The sequence below is a fragment of the Bradyrhizobium lablabi genome, from assembly GCF_018129385.1.
In the GTDB taxonomy this organism is placed as follows: Bacteria; Pseudomonadota; Alphaproteobacteria; order Rhizobiales; family Xanthobacteraceae; genus Bradyrhizobium; species Bradyrhizobium lablabi_C.
In genome coordinates this window covers 254,050-271,176 of the sequence record NZ_JAFCLN010000001.1, presented here as the reverse complement: position 1 = coordinate 271,176, position 17,127 = coordinate 254,050, and the positions used below count along the sequence as shown (strand labels likewise).

The 17,127-nt window shown below is 62.8% G+C and carries 12 protein-coding genes; 3 read left to right on the top strand and 9 right to left on the bottom strand.

Annotation, left to right across the window (positions count from 1 at the left end; translation table 11 throughout):
* Nucleotides 1–361 precede the first annotated feature (361 nt).
* A complete protein-coding gene (locus JQ628_RS01305) occupies nucleotides 362–1,555 on the top strand; it encodes a CaiB/BaiF CoA transferase family protein (RefSeq protein WP_212217995.1) in 1,194 nt (397 codons plus the stop codon).
* Nucleotides 1,556–2,340: 785 nt separating this feature from the next.
* Here JQ628_RS01305 and JQ628_RS01300 read toward each other — a convergent pair.
* From JQ628_RS01300 to JQ628_RS01285, 4 genes are read right to left on the bottom strand one after another with little or no spacing between them, the layout of a single operon-like run.
* On the bottom strand, nucleotides 2,341–3,852 hold the full coding sequence (locus JQ628_RS01300) for a tripartite tricarboxylate transporter permease (protein WP_212217992.1): 1,512 nt from the start codon (nucleotides 3,850–3,852) through the stop codon (nucleotides 2,341–2,343).
* Between the two features lie 22 nt (nucleotides 3,853–3,874).
* Nucleotides 3,875–4,417, bottom strand: coding sequence for a tripartite tricarboxylate transporter TctB family protein (locus JQ628_RS01295; RefSeq protein ID WP_212217989.1), 543 nt, complete (start codon nucleotides 4,415–4,417; stop codon nucleotides 3,875–3,877).
* Between the two features lie 57 nt (nucleotides 4,418–4,474).
* Nucleotides 4,475–5,578 (bottom strand): S-methyl-5-thioribose-1-phosphate isomerase, encoded by a 1,104-nt coding sequence (gene mtnA / locus JQ628_RS01290; RefSeq protein WP_212217986.1) that lies wholly within the window; start codon nucleotides 5,576–5,578, stop codon nucleotides 4,475–4,477.
* Complete coding sequence (locus JQ628_RS01285; RefSeq protein WP_212217983.1) at nucleotides 5,575–6,450, bottom strand: S-methyl-5'-thioadenosine phosphorylase; 876 nt, start codon at nucleotides 6,448–6,450, stop codon at nucleotides 5,575–5,577. The genes mtnA and JQ628_RS01285 overlap by 4 nt, the downstream gene beginning before the upstream one ends.
* A gap of 97 nt (nucleotides 6,451–6,547) precedes the next feature.
* On the opposite strand from JQ628_RS01285, the gene JQ628_RS01280 reads away from it, so the two are divergent.
* Nucleotides 6,548–7,189 carry a class II aldolase/adducin family protein gene (locus tag JQ628_RS01280; protein WP_212217980.1) on the top strand — a complete coding sequence of 214 codons (642 nt, stop codon included), beginning with the start codon at nucleotides 6,548–6,550 and terminating at the stop codon, nucleotides 7,187–7,189.
* Nucleotides 7,190–7,207: 18 nt separating this feature from the next.
* Here the strand turns inward: JQ628_RS01280 and JQ628_RS01275 are convergent, their stop codons facing one another.
* The 5 genes from JQ628_RS01275 to JQ628_RS01255 form a co-directional block, all read right to left on the bottom strand.
* A complete protein-coding gene (locus JQ628_RS01275) occupies nucleotides 7,208–8,194 on the bottom strand; it encodes a Bug family tripartite tricarboxylate transporter substrate binding protein (protein WP_212217977.1) in 987 nt (328 codons plus the stop codon).
* Between the two features lie 186 nt (nucleotides 8,195–8,380).
* Nucleotides 8,381–12,268, bottom strand: coding sequence for a beta strand repeat-containing protein (locus JQ628_RS01270; protein WP_212217974.1), 3,888 nt, complete (start codon nucleotides 12,266–12,268; stop codon nucleotides 8,381–8,383).
* A gap of 441 nt (nucleotides 12,269–12,709) precedes the next feature.
* On the bottom strand, nucleotides 12,710–13,507 hold the full coding sequence (locus JQ628_RS01265) for an enoyl-CoA hydratase/isomerase family protein (RefSeq protein ID WP_212217971.1): 798 nt from the start codon (nucleotides 13,505–13,507) through the stop codon (nucleotides 12,710–12,712).
* A gap of 39 nt (nucleotides 13,508–13,546) precedes the next feature.
* Nucleotides 13,547–14,746: a pyridoxal-phosphate-dependent aminotransferase family protein gene (locus tag JQ628_RS01260; RefSeq protein WP_212217968.1), complete on the bottom strand. Its 1,200-nt coding sequence runs from the start codon at nucleotides 14,744–14,746 to the stop codon at nucleotides 13,547–13,549.
* A 277-nt stretch (nucleotides 14,747–15,023) separates the two neighbouring features.
* Entirely contained in the window at nucleotides 15,024–16,226 is a 1,203-nt protein-coding gene (locus JQ628_RS01255) for a pyridoxal-phosphate-dependent aminotransferase family protein (protein ID WP_212217965.1), read from the bottom strand.
* A gap of 121 nt (nucleotides 16,227–16,347) precedes the next feature.
* On the opposite strand from JQ628_RS01255, the gene JQ628_RS01250 reads away from it, so the two are divergent.
* On the top strand, nucleotides 16,348–17,079 hold the full coding sequence (locus tag JQ628_RS01250) for a GntR family transcriptional regulator (protein ID WP_212217962.1): 732 nt from the start codon (nucleotides 16,348–16,350) through the stop codon (nucleotides 17,077–17,079).
* Nucleotides 17,080–17,127 lie beyond the last annotated feature (48 nt).

The window sequence follows — 17,127 nt, the reverse complement described above, 5'->3', positions numbered from 1 at the left end:
CGCACGATCCGACCTTCGGTTCAATATGGCCAGAACCAAATTCTACTTGAGATTGCCAGCATTGTTGGCTGCGGGCAGAGTGGTTGGGACCGGGGTGCCGCCGCACCGCGAGAGGATCGTAGGGAACCGGGCGCCGTCGCGGCCCCTCGGCTTTGCGACTGGAGCTTCGCCGGCCACGGCGGCGAGATGATCGGAAGCGCGGCGGGCGGCGCGCTTTGCAGGCAATTTTCGCACAACGCTGCCGGCATTCCTTCATTGAAGCGCCTCGCACGAGCGGCCCGGCCTAATGCATTGCTGGCATGACCTCGATCCGATATCCGACTACTGCTACCCTTCCGGAATTCTCTCGGAGCCTTCTGACATGTCCTTCCCGCGCGCTTCCCAGGCCCTCTCCCGTTTTACCGTGCTCGATCTGACCCGCGTCCGTTCCGGACCGACCTGCGTGCGGCAGCTCGCGGACTGGGGCGCCAACGTCATCAAGATCGATGCGCTACTGGAGGATGCTGCGGGCGAACAGCCGGGCGGTCCGCGCCGCGGCTCGGATTTTCAGAATTTGCACCGCAACAAGCGCGCGATGACGCTGAACCTGAAGGACCCCAGGGGTCTCGAGGTGTTCAAGCGGCTGGCAGAGAAGGCCGACGTCATCGTCGAGAACTTTCGCCCCGACGTGAAGGCCAAGCTCGGCATCGACTACGAGAGCATCCACAAGATCAACCCGCGCATCGTCTATGGCAGCATTTCCGGCTTTGGCCAGGACGGCCCCTATCACAAGCGGCCCGGCTTCGATCAGATCGCGCAAGGCATGGGCGGGCTGATGTCGGTCACCGGCGCGCCGGGTGAAGGCCCGATGCGGGTCGGCATTCCCGTCGCCGACCTCTCTGCCGGGCTGTTTTGCGCCATGGGCATCCTGACCGCGCTGCTGGAGCGGGAAGTCTCCGGCGAAGGCCAGTGGGTGCAGACCTCGCTGCTACAGGCGCAGATTTTCATGCTGGATTTCCAGGCCTCGCGCTGGCTGATGGAAAAGGAAGTGGCCAAGCAGGCCGGCAACAACCATCCGACCTCGATCCCGACCGGTGTGTTCAAGACCTCGGACGGCTACATCAACATCGCCACCACCGGCGGCCGCATCTGGGAGCGCTGCGCACAGGCGATCGGCGCGCCCGAACTCGTCACCAATCCCGATTACGCCACCGCACCCGCGCGCTCGAAGAACCGCGACGCGCTCAATGCCGCGATCGGCAAGCTCACCGAGAAAAAATCGACGGAGACCTGGGTCAGGGAATTGAACGAGGCCGGCGTACCCTGCGGCCCGATCTATGCCATCGACCAGATGTTCGAGGATGCGCAGGTAAAACATCTCGGCATCGCCCAGCATGTGCCGAACGACGAGAATCGCCACATCCAACTGGTCGGCCAGCCTGTCACGCTGTCGCGCACGCCGAGCAAAATGGCCGCACGCCCGCCGGAATTCGGCGAGCAGACCGAAGAGGTGCTCGCCGAGTTCGGCTTTGCCGGCGAGGAGATCGCGGAGCTGCGCCACCACAAGGTGGTGTGAGAACAGCCGTAGACCGTAGGATGGGTAGAGCGCAGCGAAACCCATCACCTGACACAGTAACGGGTTCGATGGGTTTCGCTTCGCTCTACCCATCCTACTGCCTGTGACAAATTCAACACGACGGGCAAATCACTTCTGTTTTCCGGAATTCGTGTCAAGTCCCGGCAGCAAAAATATTTCTCTTTGCGATTCTGAAAATCAGAATTATAACTTCCATCGTCACATCCCGATGAGGGGCGTTGGCCATCGTCACCAAACGTTGGGATGTGATGCGATGGACGCGGGCGGCGTCAGGCGGTTTTTCACGCTGGACGAAACGCCGGTCGCGTACGGCGAAGTCGTGTGGTCCTGGCGCCGCGACGCTGGCGCTAAATTCTGGAGAAGCTGACGCTTCTGCGGGATGACGGTGACAACAAGCCCGCTCACCGGGGAGATCACGATATAAGTCGTAAAGCCATTGCGCAGGGGATGTCGGCGTGTTTCCGCTTCACCTGTATGCTCGTGTGCAGTTTTTTGATGCGCAAGCAGCGCACACGAGACCGCGGGTGCAGCGCGCACCCGGCATTCCCTGCTCCCTCTGTTTCGAGAGAGGGACTACGAGATTGAAAAACTCGGGCAGATCATGTCGCGAGAATGCGAGGTCGTGACCGGTATCGTGTCCCGTGCGCTTCGCAGCATGGAGCGTCAGCGGAATGATGCGATGCAGACCCGGGATCCATGAAATTGGAGCCGGCAACCGAAGCAAGCATGGGTCCCGGCTCAAGGCCGGGACACGAGAAAATGCACTACGCCGCCTTCGGCTTCATCATCCGCGACACGCCGCCGAACACCCGGTCGATCACCGGCCAGAACAGCAGGATAAACGCGAGCGTCGTGATCGAGCCCACAAGGCCGTTCGACCAGAACACCTTGAGATCGCCGCCGGAGCCGATCATCGACAGGCGGAAGGCATCCTCGGCGCGGTTGCCGAGCACCAAGGCCAGCGTGAACGGCGCCAGCGGAATGCCGATCTTCTTGAAGACGTAGCCGACAACGCCAAAGCCGAGCATCAGCCAGATATCGAACATCGCGTTCTGGATCGCATATGCCCCGATCGCGCAGGACACCACGATCATCGGCGCGACGGCCGCGAACGGCACGCGCAGGATGGAGGCGAAGATCGGCACCGTCGTCAGCACCAGCACGAGCCCGACGACGTTGCCGAGATACATCGAGGCGATCAGGCCCCAGACAAAATCCTTGTGCTCGACGAACAGCAGCGGCCCGGGATTGAGGCCCCACACCATCAAGCCGCCGAGCAGGATCGCCGCGGTGCCGGAGCCGGGAATGCCGAGCGCCAGCATCGGCAGCAGCGCGGAGGTGCCGGACGCATGCGCCGCCGTCTCCGGCGCGAACACGCCCTCGATGCGGCCCTTGCCAAAGCTGTCCTGGTCCTTGGAGAAGCGCTTGGCGAGGTTGTAGCCCATGAAAGAGGCCGCGATCGCGCCGCCCGGCGTGATGCCGAGCCAGCAGCCGATAAAGGACGAGCGCAGCAGCGTCACCCAGTATTTTGGCAGATCCCTCCACACCGACAGCACGACGCGCAGCGAGATGCCGGCGGCGTGTCCGCGCAAAGCCAGCCGTTCCTCCATGGTGAGTAGAATCTCGCTGATGCCGAACAGGCCGATGACAGCGACGAGGAAGTTGACGCCGCGCAGGAGTTCGGCACTGCCGAAGGTCATGCGGAGCTGGCCCGACACCGTGTCCATGCCGACGCCGGCAAGGAGCAAGCCCAGCGACATCGAGATGACCGTCTTGTGCTTGGCCTCGCGGCCGAGGCCGACAAAGGAGCAAAAGGTGAGCAGGTACACCGCAAAGAATTCGGGCGGACCGAACTTCAGCGCGAAGGAGGAAATCATCGGCGCGAGGAAGGTGATCAGCATCACCGCAACCAGCGAGCCGATGAACGAGGACGTAAACGCGGCGGTGAGCGCTTCCGCAGCCCTGCCCTGCTGCGCCATCGGATAGCCGTCAAACGTGGTGGCGACCGACCAGGCTTCGCCTGGAATGTTGAACAGGATGGAGGTGATGGCGCCACCGAACAGCGCGCCCCAGTAGATGCAGGACAGCATCACGATGGCCGAGGTCGGATCCATGGTGAACGTGAGCGGCAGCAGAATCGCCACGCCGTTGGGCCCGCCAAGGCCCGGCAGCACGCCGACGAAGATGCCGAGCACCAGCCCGATCATCATCAAGAGCAGCGTCTTCCAGGTCAGCAGCACGGCGAAACCGTGCATCAAGAGGCCGAAGGCTTCCATGATTCAGAGCCCCATCGACCGGTTAACGCCCGAGGGCCGCTTCGAGCGGTCCCTTGGGCATGATGACGTCGAAGGCGACGTCGAACACGATGAACATCGCGGCGGTGAACACGAAAGCCGTCAGCAGCGACTTCCACCACGCGATCTTGCCGACGAAGAACATGAAGCCGGAGATCAAGAGGAAGCTGGCGACATAGAGGCCGAGGAATTGCGTGCCGAGCACGAACAGCACCGTCGGCACGAACACCGCGAGCACGCGGCGGAGCTGCGCCCGCATGACGAAGGTCTCGGCCGCCTCCTTGCGCGAAAAGAACGCCGCCACGATGCCGTAGAGGCTCGCTCCGCCAAGGATGATCGAAAGATAGAACGGAAAATAGCCGGCCTGCGGACCGGTCGATTCCCACCCCGCACCGGTGCGCCAGTTGTCGTAACCGAGCGTCACGGCAAGGGCGAGCAGCAGCAGGGACACGACGACATCGACGACCCGATTGCTGGTCACCGCGGGCGAATTGGCCTCGGGCGCGGTCGGATCCTCGACGACGATTTCAATATCGGTATTGGACATGGAGAAGAGGTATCCAGAATGCCACAGCCTTCCGGATACGTGCCGACATCGCCGGCGTCAATGTCCGTTGGCGCGCTCCGGAAATGCGCTCGCAAGTGCAGCACGATCAGGCTTGAGCACGCCGCGCTCGGTGATCAGTCCCGTCACCAGCCGCGCCGGCGTAACGTCGAATGCGTAATTTGCTGCCGGAGAGCCGTCGGGAACGATGCGGACGGTCTCAATGCGCCCGTCGGCGGTGCGGCCGGTCATGTCGGTGACCTCTGCGGCGCTGCGCTGTTCGATCGGAATCTGTTTGACGCCATCATCAATACTAAAGTCGATAGTCGGCGATGGCAGTGCAACATAGAACGGCACGCCGTTGTCATGCGCCGCGAGCGCCTTGAGGTAAGTTCCGATCTTGTTGCAGACATCGCCATTGGCGGTGACCCGGTCGGTTCCGACGATCGCGAGGTCGACCATACGATGCTGCATCAGGTGGCCGCCGGTATTGTCGGGGATGACGGTGTGGCGCACGCCGTGATGGCCGAGTTCCCAGGCGGTGAGCGAGGCGCCCTGGTTGCGCGGCCGCGTCTCGTCGACCCAGACATGGACGGCGAGCCCGCCGTCATGGGCCTGGTAGATCGGCGACGTCGCGGTACCCCAGTCGACAGTGGCGAGCCAGCCGGCGTTGCAATGGGTCAGCACATTAACAGGCTCGCCCGGCTTCTTGGTCGCGGCAATGGCCTTGATCAGCTCAATCCCATGCCTGCCGATATCGCGGTTGATCGTGACGTCCTCGTCGGCGATTTCGCGGGCGCGCGCATAGGCTGCCTCCACGCGGGCCGAGGGCGGCAGCGGACGCAGCAGCCGGACCATCTCGTCCAGCGCCCATTTCAAGTTGATCGCGGTCGGCCGCGTCGCGATCAGCAGCTTGTAGGCCTGATCGAGTGCGGCATCGGAACTGTCGGCGCGCATCGCCAGCGCAACACCATAGGCTGCGGTGGCGCCGATCAGGGGCGCGCCGCGCACCAGCATGGAGCGGATCGCTTCAGCCGCGTCTTCGGCGTCGTTCAGCCGCGCGACAACGAACTCATGCGGCAGCCGCCGCTGGTCGATCGCGCCGACCGTCACGCCATCGGGCTCGAGCCAGATACTGCGAAAATGCCGGCCGTCGACCTTCATTTGCCAAGGATCCTTCCCGCCACCGCATCAAGCTTCCTGAGCAGCGCCGGATCGCGCGCCTCCGGCGCCGTGATCAGCGCATTGTCGAGCGCGCGGTCGGAACCGACGGGGCACGGCTCGTGCTCGCGCGGAAAATCCCGCGCCAGCCGCGCGACCAGGGCCTTCGCCTTGTCGGCATTGGAATTCAGCACGCGGATGATGTCCTGCACGGTAACGGCGTCATGACCGGGGTGCCAGCAATCGAAATCGGTGACCATCGCGACGCTGGCGTAGCAAATCTCCGCTTCGCGCGCGAGTTTGGCTTCCGGCATGTTGGTCATGCCGATCACCGAAAACCCCTGCGCCTTGTAGGCGAGGCTCTCGGCAAGGCTGGAGAATTGCGGGCCTTCCATGCAGACATAGGTGCCGCCATCCGACACCGCGATGCCCTCTGCCCTTGCCGCCGCCTCGAGACGCACTCGCAGCAGCGGCGAGACCGGATGGGCCATCGAGACATGCGCGACGCAGCCGCGGCCGAAAAACGAAGTCTCGCGCTTGTAGGTGCGATCCACGAACTGATCGACCAGCACGAAGGTGCCCGGCGGCAACTCCTCCTTGAAGGAGCCGCAGGCGGACAGCGCGACGAGATCGGTGACCCCTGCCCGCTTCAACGCGTCGATATTGGCGCGGTAGTTGATGTCGGAGGGCGACAGCACGTGTCCTTTGCCGTGGCGCGGCAGGAAGACGATCGGCAGCCCCGCCAGCGTGCCGCGGCGGAGCGGCGCGGACGGCTCGCCCCATGGACTCTTGATGGCCTCGTCCCGAACGTCCTCAAGGCCCGGCAAGTCGTAAATGCCCGATCCGCCGATAATGCCCAGCACGGCACTCGTCATGACTGCTCCCGATCGTTCTCCGGTCCGGGATGTTCGACTATAGTGCGACGTAATAATCAACCCTTGTTCGCGGATGGGAAGCGTGGATCAAGTTGATATGACCGATCGTGAGAAACGCCAATCCATCATCGATGCCTGCCTGCGCATGAACGCGCTCGGCATCAACCAGGGCACCTCAGGCAATATCAGCGTCCGCCACGGTGATGGATTGCTGATCACGCCGACCAGCACGCCCTACGAGACGATGCGGCCCGAACAGATCGTCTATATGGGCCTCGACGGCGCGCACGATCCGGCCCAGCGTCCGTCGACCGAATGGCGGTTTCACCGCGATATCCTCAAGGCGCGCCCGGACGTGGAAGCGGTGGTGCACGCCCATCCGACCTACTGCACGGCGCTGGCGATCATGGGCATGGAAATTCCGCCGGTACATTACATGATCGCCTGCGCCGGCGGCGATACCATCCGCTGCGCGCCCTATGCGACGTTCGGTACCCAGGACTTGTCTGAATATGCGGTGCGGGCGCTGGAGGGCCGGCTCGCCTGCCTGCTCGCCCATCACGGCATGATCGCCGTGGGGCCTTCGCTCGCCAAGGCGATGTGGCTGGCGGTCGAGGTCGAGACGCTGGCGCGGCAATATCACGCCTGCCTTCAGATCGGAAAGCCGCCGCTGCTATCGAAAGAGGAGATCGAAAAGGTGCGAGTCCGCATGGCCGGATATGGCCATGCGGAGCAATGAGGGAGTTATTGGATCAGCTTACTTCGCGACAAAACCCGCTTCGTTCATCAGTTGGACATTGAGCTTGTCGTCTTCCTCGAGGAACTGGACCATGTCCTTGCCGGTGAGGAAGATCGGCTTGAGCGCCTGCTTCTCCATGTAGTCCTTGTATTCGGGCGTCTGCGTGACCTTCTGGAACAGGTCGACGTAGAACGCCTGCTGGTCCGGCGTGACCTTGCCGGGCAGGAACATGGCGCGCAGCATCAAATACTGCACATCAAGGCCCTCTTCCTTGCAGGTCGGGATGTCGTTCCACGACTGCGTCTCGGTCACCTTGGTCCGGTAGGCGATGCGTTCCTTGTCGAACACGCAGAGCGCCCGCACCTGCCCCGCCCGCCAGACTTCGAGATTCTCGGAAGGGTTGTTGACGTTGGATTCAGTGTGGCCGCCAACCAGCTGCGTCGCCGCCTCGCCGCCGGACTTGTAGGGCAGATAGGAGAACTTTGCGCCGGTCTTCTGCTCCATGAACACGGTCAGCACGTGGTCCTCGCGCTTGGAGCCGGTGCCGCCCATCTTGAAGGGTGCGCTCGCGGCCTTCGCGGCGGCGATAAAATCCTTCACGGTCTTCGGCCCGCTCGCGTTGTCCCACAGCACGAACTGGTCGAGTGCGATCACCGAGACCGGCGTCAGGTCGCGCCAGTTGAACGGGATCTTGGCCGACAGCGGCAACATGTAGATCAGCGAATAGGCGATCAGCACCTTGTTGGGATCGCCGTCGCTGGACTTCATGTACATCAGCGCTTCGGCGCCCGACGCGCCGCCCTTGAGCGACACGACCATCGGCTGCTTCATCAGGTTATTTTTCTGGATCGCGGCCTGCATCATCCGCGCCATCTGGTCCGACGCTCCACCGGCGCCGGCGGCGACGACGATTTCGACCGGCTTGGTCGGCTCCCAGGCGGCAAGCGCTGGTGCGCTCGCGAATACGGCCGTCGCGGCGGCCACGGCTTTCAGCAAATGTCCCACGTGTTTCTTCCCTATGTCTTTGTTTGGATTTATGAAAACGATACGCCCTTTGCCGCATATTGCGGGCTAATGCACGCCAGTTCAAGCCGGGCGTTGTCGCACCGGCTAGGACTTTCGCATGACGGGCCCACAAAAAACAGCGGGCTCCCGAAGGAGCCCGCGATTCAATGGAAGCCGCTCGGCCGGTCAGACGATCAGCAGGTCGTGCGCGGTGAGCGTCGCGCCGGGCTGCAAGGTCGCTACCGTGATGGCGGAGGCCTGCGTGCCGTCGGCGCTGAAGTAGAGCGTCTGGTTGGCGCTGTCGAAGTGCAGGACCGGACCGGTGCCCGAGAACTGATCGTCGCCCGAGGTTTCGAACAACGACGTCACATCCATGCCGGCCGTCAGCCCGCCGCCAAAGCCATTGGCAGAGATCACGATGCGATCCTGCTCGGTGGTGGTGTTGAAGTCCGTGATGATGCCCGGACCGTCGGAGCTGCTCACGAACGCAAAGCTGTCGTTGCCCGCGCCGCCGGTCATCGTGTGGCTGCCGGTATTGCCGATCAGCACGTCGTTGCCAGCCCCGCCATCGAGCGTCTCGGTGCCGTTGGTGGCGATGATGATGTCGTCGCCCCCGGTGCCCGTCAGATCGGTGGTGGAAGTCGGGTTGTTGATCACGGTCGCGGTGGCGGCGTTGCCGCTGGTCGCAACGCCGTCGGAGGTCGTGTAGGTGAACGAGCCGCCCGGGGTTGCGTCATCCACGAAAAAGACGTCGCCGAACGGCACCGCATCCCCACCCGTGCTGGAGACGATGCTGTTGACGACCAGATGATCGATCGTGTCCGGATCGGTGTCGTTCAGGGCCAGCGCCCAGGCCGGAATGCCGATAATGCCGTCAGCTCCGGCATCCGAAATGATGGTCTCGTCGACCGCAGTCGGTGCGTCGTTGGTCCCGTCAATGGCAACGGTAACGTCCTGCGCCACCGAGTTGCCGGCATCGTCGGTGACAAACACGGTGTAGGTCTGGCTCAGGGTTTGCCCCTGCGCAAGGAACTGGATGTCCGCGTTGTCGACCGAGAAGTGCCAGCCGACGGAGCCGCTTCCACCGGACTCGCTGACCGGATCGAGCGTGAATGTTCCAACGTAGCCGCCCCCCTGCGGAACAAAGCTCGCCGTGTGAGTATCGGCCGTGTCGGGATCGGAGAAAGCAATGCTGCCGTCCGCCTCCTCCACCGCGGGTCCCGGTGTCGGTGTGACGGAAACCCGATCGAGCAGCAAGCCGAGTCCGTCTGTACCGAAATCAAAGAACAATTGAGTCGTCGGATCCGAGGCGTCTCCCACCACGTCAAACGTATAGGTAGTGTATCCCGATATCACGTTGCTCTGGGCAAGAAGTTGCACACCGTCCCAGTACACGGCGATGTTGTTGGCGGTGGATTCGCCATCGCCCGCCAGCGAGAAGGTCAGCGTGTAGTGCTGCCCTGGTGTCGTCACCACGTCCTGCTCCAGGAATCCGCTGGTCAACACCGCTCCGTAATCCCCGAAGGCGCCGCCGATCCCCTGGAATTGCACCGAGGCGCCCAAAGCGGTCCATCCGGTAAGGTCGCCGGTTTCAAAGCTGCCGTTGACGGAAACGACGGGCCCCGCGTCTTCCCTCAGCGAGCCGAGTGGTTGAGCCGCGGTGATCTGCGGCATCTCGTTCGCCCCTGTGACGTCGATCGTCAAGGTGGCGGGAATGCTATGGCCAATCGTGTCGCTGACCGTGAAGGTGAACTGCTCGGTGGGAGTTTGCCCGGCCTGCACAGCGTCCAGAGCCGAGCTTGCAGTGTAGAAGTATGTTCCGTCACTGAACACCGTGAGCGTGCCATACAGGCCTGCGACCTCGAGGGGCCCCGAAACCGACTGTCCGTTCACGTCGGTAACGCTCAGCGCGTTGCCCAGGTCGCCCGCAGAATCTCCGGCATCGGTGATGAGATTGCCGGAAGCCACCACCTGTCCGTCGTCTGTCGAAGGAGTGTCGGCGATGCTGGTCGCGAGCGAGTTCACCACGATGTTGTTGTCCGCTGCGCCGGTAGCGGTGATCGTCACCTGCTGCGTCGAACTCGTGAATCCGTCGGAAACCGTCACGTCATATGTGACAGTCAAAGTCTCCCCGGCCGACAAGAAATCCAGATCGTTGTCGGGAATGCTGAACGTCCAATCGAGTGCTCCGCTGCCGGTGCCTGTCGAATCCTGAAGTGCAATCGCCAGAGCGTTCTGCAGATCGGCAAGCGTATTCGACGGCACGAAATCGGGATCTGTCGACCAAACGGCCGAGGTGAGCGACACGGAGACCGTGTGAGTATCATTCAGGTCGACATCGCCGAAAGTGAGTGTGCCGGTTGCACTGTCCGGTGCGGGCGACCCGGTCGTATCCGCCTGTTCGTTGATGGCCCCTGTTCCGGGTCCGCTGGTCATCGCCACCGCATCGTTGGCGCCGGTGACGACGACCGAAACCGATTGCGTCGCGCTCGTGCTGCCGTCGCTGACGCTGACGTCGTAGTTGACCGTCAATTGCTGGCCTTCCGACAGGAAATCGAGATCGCCATCGGCGATCGCGAAGGTCCAGTCGATGGTGCCGTTGCCGGTGCCCGTGGAATCGTTGAGCGCGGTGGTCAGTGCGGTCGCGAGATCAGCTTGCGTTCCGGCCGGAACATCGCCGCCCGACGTCGAGACCAGCGCGCTGGTGACGGTATGGGTGTCGCCGGTATCGGCATCGGTGAAGTTCAGCGTGCCCGCCGTGGAGTCGATGGCGGCCGAGCCGGTGGTGTCGGCGAGTTCGGTCACCGCGCCCGATTGCGGCCCGCTGGTGATGATGACCGGCTCGTTGGTGCCGAGAATCGTGACGGTGACGTCCTGGGTCGCGGTTGCGCCGGCGGAGTCGGTGATGGTCACGTGATAGACCAGCGTCAGCGTCTCACCCGAGGCCAGGAAGCCCGCACCGTTATTCGGGAAAGCGAACTCCCAGTCGACCTCACCGAGCAGATGATTGGTGGAATCCGGATCGACGCTGGCCGCGAAAGCGGCCAGGAACGTCGCGTCGGGGACCGGCACGGAGCCGCCGCCGCTGCGCGATGCCGTTACCGTGGTCGAGACCGTGTGCGTGTCGTGCAGGTCGATATCGGCAAACAGGAGGTCGCCCTCAGCGGTCAGGTTGCCGGCCGGGCTGACATGCTCGTCCTCGACCAGATGGGCGAATTCCGGCCCGCTCAGATAGACCGGCTTGTCGTTGGTGCCGACCACGGTCACCACCACCGTTTGCGTCGAGATGCCGCCGGCGTGGTCGTCGAGCTTTACCGTGTAGCTGATGTCGAGCGTCTCTCCGGCCGACAGATAGTCGAAGGTGAGATCGGGCGCCGAGAACGTGGTGTTGATCGTGCCGGTGCTGGAGCCCGAAGCCTTGATGACGTTGTCGACGTGGAAGAACGACATCAGGACGGAGTCGCCAAGCGATCCCGGCAACAGGCCGGACGTATTGCCGGAAGCGGAAACTCCGGTCACGCTGGCGGTGTGGCCGGTGTTCGTCAGATCCTCGTCGGTGAAGCCGAGCGCGATCTGTACGGTGTCGGGCGAAAGCGACAGCGTCTTGTTGTCCTGCTCGGTCACGGTCGCAACAGCTTCCATGGCGAACACCGGCTTGTCATCGGTTCCGGTGACCGTGATCTTGACCGTTCGGACCGCGCTGCCGCCGTGGTTGTCGAACACCTTGATACTGTAGGTGAGAACCAGGCTCTGGTTCTTGGCCAGAAAATCGAAATCGTCGTCGATGTCGCTGAACGACCATTTCAGTTTGCCGCTGCCGTTGCTGTCGGTCACGATCTGCGAGGTCATCGCCGTCTGAAAATGCGCAAGCGACGTGGCCGGAATGATCGAGCCGCTCGAGAGCACCGCGGACTGCAATGTCGCCGATGTCGTGTGGCTGTCGCTGCGATCAGAGTCCGTGAAATTCATCGTCCCTGATAGTTGATGCGCGGTGGTGGAATTCGAAGTATTGGCGGTTTCGCTAAAGCTGCCCGTCGCGTTTGAGGACGTGAAAACCGGATTATGATTTGTCATGGGAAATCCCTGCCTGCGTTGCCACACGAACGCCGTCGTGTTGAGCCGCGACGGCGCAATTGTTCAGTTTTTGGCGATATCGCAAGCCGCGCCGGCTCAGAAAAAAATGGCACGCAGTACAATAAATGCCGGCGCGGTCGCGTGATGGAACGTAACGGCCTAGTCTTTCAGTTTAATGACTTGCAGTTGCCGCGCCGTGGTTGCTCACAACGGGAATTCAAAAACCTTGCCAAACGGTCGGCTGAAGAAGAAATGTGAGGCCACGATCTGCAACCTGCCCGATCATATTCTCGGGCTGATCGTTCCGTCAACCTGCGGGTGCGTAAGGTAACGGCAGTTCCTGAATGGAACCGTCGAACGGTTGACGGAAATACACAGTCGTATCAAGACCTGTACCGCGATGGGCGCAAAGCACAACCAGAGCGCGATACAATGGGCGGGCTACTTGCCCTTCCAGTTGGGCGTTCGCTTGTTGAGAAAGGCATCCATGCCCTCGCGAAAATCCTCGCTCATATAGGCACGAAGGATCAGGTCGCGGCCCTCCTCGCGCGAGAGCGTACGGCGGATGCGCAGCACCGCTTCCTTGGCGGTCTCCATCGTGATCGGCGCATGGCCGGCAATCAGCTTTGCGGTTTCATCGGCGCGGCGCTGGAGCGTTGGTACGTCAGGCACCACTTCGTTGAGCAGGCCGAGCGCCAGCGCCTCGGGCGCCTCGATCAGCCGCGCCGTAAAAATCAGATCCTTGGTTCGCGCCGGCCCGACCAGCGCGACGACCCGGCTGATATTCGACATCGACAGACAGTTGCCGAGCGTGCGCGCGATCGGAAAGCCGATCCGCGTCGTTGCGGTGCCGATCCGCATGTCGCAGCAGGCGGCGATTCCCGCGCCGCCGCCGGTGCAGGCGCCGGCGATGGCCGCGATCGTCGGCACACGGACTCGCTCCAGCGCGCCCAGCACGCGGTCGATCCGCTCTTCATATTCGAGCGCATCCTCCGCGGTCTTGAAGGCGCGGAATTGCGAGATGTCGGTGCCGGACGCGAACGCCTTATCGCCGGTGCCGGTCAGGATCATCGCCTTGATCGAGCGGTCCTGATTGATGCTTTCGCAGATCGACGCCATCTGCTCGTACATCGCAAAGGTCAGCGCGTTGCGCGCCTGCGGCCGGTTGAATGTCAGCCGGGCGATGCCGTCCTCGACGGAATAAAGCAGGTCTTCAGTGGCGGCGACCGGAGCGTTCATCGCGACTCTCTCTATTGTTGGCTCAGACTTACCGTTCGATCAGGCGACCGCCGCCTTCGGCATCTGAACGACCTCGCGGCCCTTCAGCACTTCCATTGCTGCCAGCACGCCGCCGCTGCGATGCGGAACCTTGGCGAGATCGAGGCCCATCTCGACGCCGGACAACGTGCCCATCAGCATCAGGTCGTTGAAGTGACCGATATGGCCGATCCGGAACAGCTTGCCCTTGACCTTGTTCAGACCGGTGCCGAGCGACATGTCGAAATTTTCGAGCACGACCTTGCGGAAATTGTCGGCGTCATGGCCCTCGGGCACGCGCACGCCGGTGAGCGCGGGCGAATGCGCGTTCGGGTCGAGGCACTGCGTCTCGAGGCCCCACACCTTGATCGCCGCGCGCGTCGCAGCGCTGTGGCGCTTGTGGCGGGCGAAGACGTTCTCCAGCCCCTCCTCCTCCAGCATCTTGACGGCCTCGCGCAATCCGAACAGCAGATTGGTCGCGGGCGTATAGGGCCAGGTGCCGGCCTTGTTGATGTTGATGACGTCCTGCCAGTCCCAATAGGACCGCATCGCGGTGTTGGCCTTGGCAACCGCAAGCGCCTTTTCCGAGATGGCGTTGAAGCCGAGGCCGGGCGGCAGCATCAGACCCTTCTGCGAGCCGGCGACCGACACGTCGATGCCCCAGGCGTCGTGCTCATATTCGAGCGAGCCGAGGCCGGAAATGGTGTCGACCATCAAGAGGGCGGGATGCTTGACCGCGTCCATGATTTTGCGGACATCGCGCGGATCGGTGACGCAGGCGGTGGAGGTCTCGTTGTGGACTACGCAGACCGCCTTGATCTTGTGCGTCTTGTCGGCCGACAGCCGCGCCTCGATCTGGGCGAGATCGGCGCCGTGGCGCCAGTCGCCCGGGATAAAGTCGACATCGAGTTTGAATTTCTCGGCGATGCCGTGCCACAGCACGGCGAACTGGCCGGTCTCCGCCATCAGCACCTTATCGCCGGGGGCGAGCGTGTTGACGATCGCAGCCTCCCAGGCGCCCGTTCCGGACGAGGGATAGATGATCACGGGCTGCTTGGTGCGGAATACCCGCTGCATTGCGGCCATCACGGCAAAGCCGATCTCGGCGAATTCCGGACCGCGATGGTCCATGGTCGGCATATCCATGGCGCGCAGGACCCGGTCCGGCACGTTGGTCGGTCCCGGAATCTGCAGAAAATGCCTTCCAGTATGCACGGTCATGGGCTTCCTTCCCGGTCTTATCTTAGGGTCTTGCCTTGGTATTGCGAGGCGCTCGAATACCACTATTCGGCAGGCTTGTCCCCCTCCGGGCGGGGGCTGTCAATGCATTGGAAGCAGGGCTTCACCAGGAGATTTCGCCGACAAAACCCGGTCCAGGCGGGCGCCTTCAGCATGCGCCGCGAACAGGGCCTGTGCCGACCGCATGAGGCGGAAGCCAACGGAATCCGCGAACCGATGCAGTCTCAGCGGACCGGTGAAGTTCGCTCCGCCGAATGCATTAACTGCCCAGCACTCTGAGCGGCGTGGGATTATTGGTTTCGGTTCGGCCCTCGAGGTAGCTCATCGCAGCCGCCACGCCGCCTGCCCGATGCGGCACGCCAGCGGCCGACAAGCCCATCTCAACACCGGTCAGCGCGCCGAGCAGCGTCAGCTCATTGCATTCGCCGAGATGGCCGATGCGGAACACCTTGCCCGCGACTTTCGAAAGGCCTGCGCCGAGCGACATGTTGTAATTGTCGAGCACGACCTGGCGGAATTGATCGGCGTCGTGGCCCGGCGGCATCAGCACGGCGGTCAGCACGGGCGAATACTCATGGGGTTCCTGGCACAGCACTTCCAGCCCCCAGTGATTGACCGCGGCCCGCGTTGCTGCAGCAAGCCGCTGATGGCGGGCGAACACCTTGTCGAGGCCTTCCTCGAACAGCATCGCAATCGCCTCGCGCAGCCCGTAGAGCAGGTTCGTCGCCGGCGTATACGGGAAGAAGCCCTTCGCATTCGGCTTCAGCATCTCTTCCCAGTCGAAATAGGAGCGCGGCATCCGGTTGGATTTGGCGGCGACGCGGGCCTTCTCGGAAATTGCGTTGAAGCCGAGGCCGGGCGGCAGCATGAATCCCTTTTGCGAACAGCTAACGCTGACATCAACCTTCCACTCGTCGTGCCGGTAGTCGATCGACCCGAGCGAAGAGATGGTATCGACCATCAACAAGGCCGGATGTCCGGTGCGGTCGATCGCGGCCCGGATATCGGCGATACGGCTGGTGGCGCCGGTGGAGGTTTCGTTGTGGACGACCATCACCGCCTTGATGGAGTGCGCGGTATCGGCTGCGAGTCGGGTTTCGATCTGTGCGGGGTCGGCGCCGCGTCGCCAATCGCCGGCAAGAAAATCAACATCAATCCCGAAGCGGCCCGCCATCTGGCGCCACAGGGTCGCAAAATGACCGGTCTCCACCATCAACACCTTGTCGCCGGGCGACAGCGTGTTGACGATCGCGGCTTCCCAGGCGCCCGTGCCCGACGAAGGGAAGATCACCACCGGTCCGGCGGTCTGGAAAACCTTCTGGCTGCCTTCCAGCACCGCCCGCCCAAGCTCGGCGAACTGAGCGCTGCGGTGATCGATCACCGGCATGTCCATCGCGCGAAGAACCCGGTCGGGGACCGGGCTCGGCCCCGGAATCTGCAGAAAATGCCGTCCTTGCCGCATGACAACCTCCTAGACTCGCGCCTTAGGGATATTTTGCATTCATTTTTTGCCTTTTCAACTCAATTCTGGTATTCGATTTGGAACATCGACGCCGCAAATTCCGTAAACTACTGTTGCGCAAATGAAATCCACGATTCCCGAAGCCGGGGTGCCGATCACCCGATCCGACCGCCAAGAGGCCTCGCTGCACGACGAAATCCTGCTGCGGCTGCGCGACTACGTGGTCGAAGGCAACATTCCGGAGGGCGCACGTGTTCCGGAACGGCAGCTCTGCGAGATGCTTGGGATATCGAGAACACCACTGCGCGAGGCGCTGAAGGTCCTGGCCGCGGAAGGCCTGATCGAACTCCTCCCGAACCGCGGCGCGCGGGTGCGTCAGCTAAGCGAGCGGCATCTGGAGGAGCTATTCGATGTGATGGCGGGCCTGGAGAGCCTCGCCGGGCGCCTCGCCTGCGAGGCCATCACGGATGAGGAAATCGCTGGCATCGAGCGGCTGCATTACGAGATGTACGGCTACTATCTCAACAGCGACATGCACGGCTATTTCAGGGTCAACCAGAACATCCACGAGAGTATCGTCGCGGCCGCCCGCAACGAGGCCCTGCGCGCGGCCTATGCGAGCTTTGCCGGCCGGATCCGCCGCGTCCGCTACTCCGCCAATTTCGCGCGCAAACGGCAGCGCTGGGGCGAGGCGATGCGCGAGCATGAGGCGATCCTGGAAGCGCTGCGTCGCCGCGCCGGCAGCGAGCTTGCCGACATCCTGTTCCAGCATTTGCGCAACAAGCGAGCCGCGGCAATTGAACACCTCACCGCGACGCGGGATGCTAACCCCGCCTCTGCCGCTGGCGGCTAGCTTGCCGATTATGAATTCATAATTTAATTCAACCGAGAAAAAAGTGCA

What these genes read in the sequence shown, in the direction of transcription:
- JQ628_RS01295 (WP_212217989.1), bottom strand. Translation starts at nt 4,417, where the DNA reads ATGTCCAATACCGATATTGAAATCGTCGTCGAGGATCCGACCGCGCCC.
- JQ628_RS01270 (WP_212217974.1), bottom strand. Translation starts at nt 12,268, where the DNA reads ATGACAAATCATAATCCGGTTTTCACGTCCTCAAACGCGACGGGCAGC.
- JQ628_RS01280 (WP_212217980.1), top strand. Translation starts at nt 6,548, where the DNA reads ATGACCGATCGTGAGAAACGCCAATCCATCATCGATGCCTGCCTGCGC.
- JQ628_RS01255 (WP_212217965.1), bottom strand. Translation starts at nt 16,226, where the DNA reads ATGCGGCAAGGACGGCATTTTCTGCAGATTCCGGGGCCGAGCCCGGTC.
- JQ628_RS01285 (WP_212217983.1), bottom strand. Translation starts at nt 6,450, where the DNA reads ATGACGAGTGCCGTGCTGGGCATTATCGGCGGATCGGGCATTTACGAC.
- JQ628_RS01305 (WP_212217995.1), top strand. Translation starts at nt 362, where the DNA reads ATGTCCTTCCCGCGCGCTTCCCAGGCCCTCTCCCGTTTTACCGTGCTC.
- JQ628_RS01265 (WP_212217971.1), bottom strand. Translation starts at nt 13,507, where the DNA reads ATGAACGCTCCGGTCGCCGCCACTGAAGACCTGCTTTATTCCGTCGAG.
- JQ628_RS01250 (WP_212217962.1), top strand. Translation starts at nt 16,348, where the DNA reads ATGAAATCCACGATTCCCGAAGCCGGGGTGCCGATCACCCGATCCGAC.
- JQ628_RS01260 (WP_212217968.1), bottom strand. Translation starts at nt 14,746, where the DNA reads ATGACCGTGCATACTGGAAGGCATTTTCTGCAGATTCCGGGACCGACC.
- JQ628_RS01300 (WP_212217992.1), bottom strand. Translation starts at nt 3,852, where the DNA reads ATGGAAGCCTTCGGCCTCTTGATGCACGGTTTCGCCGTGCTGCTGACC.
- mtnA (WP_212217986.1), bottom strand. Translation starts at nt 5,578, where the DNA reads ATGAAGGTCGACGGCCGGCATTTTCGCAGTATCTGGCTCGAGCCCGAT.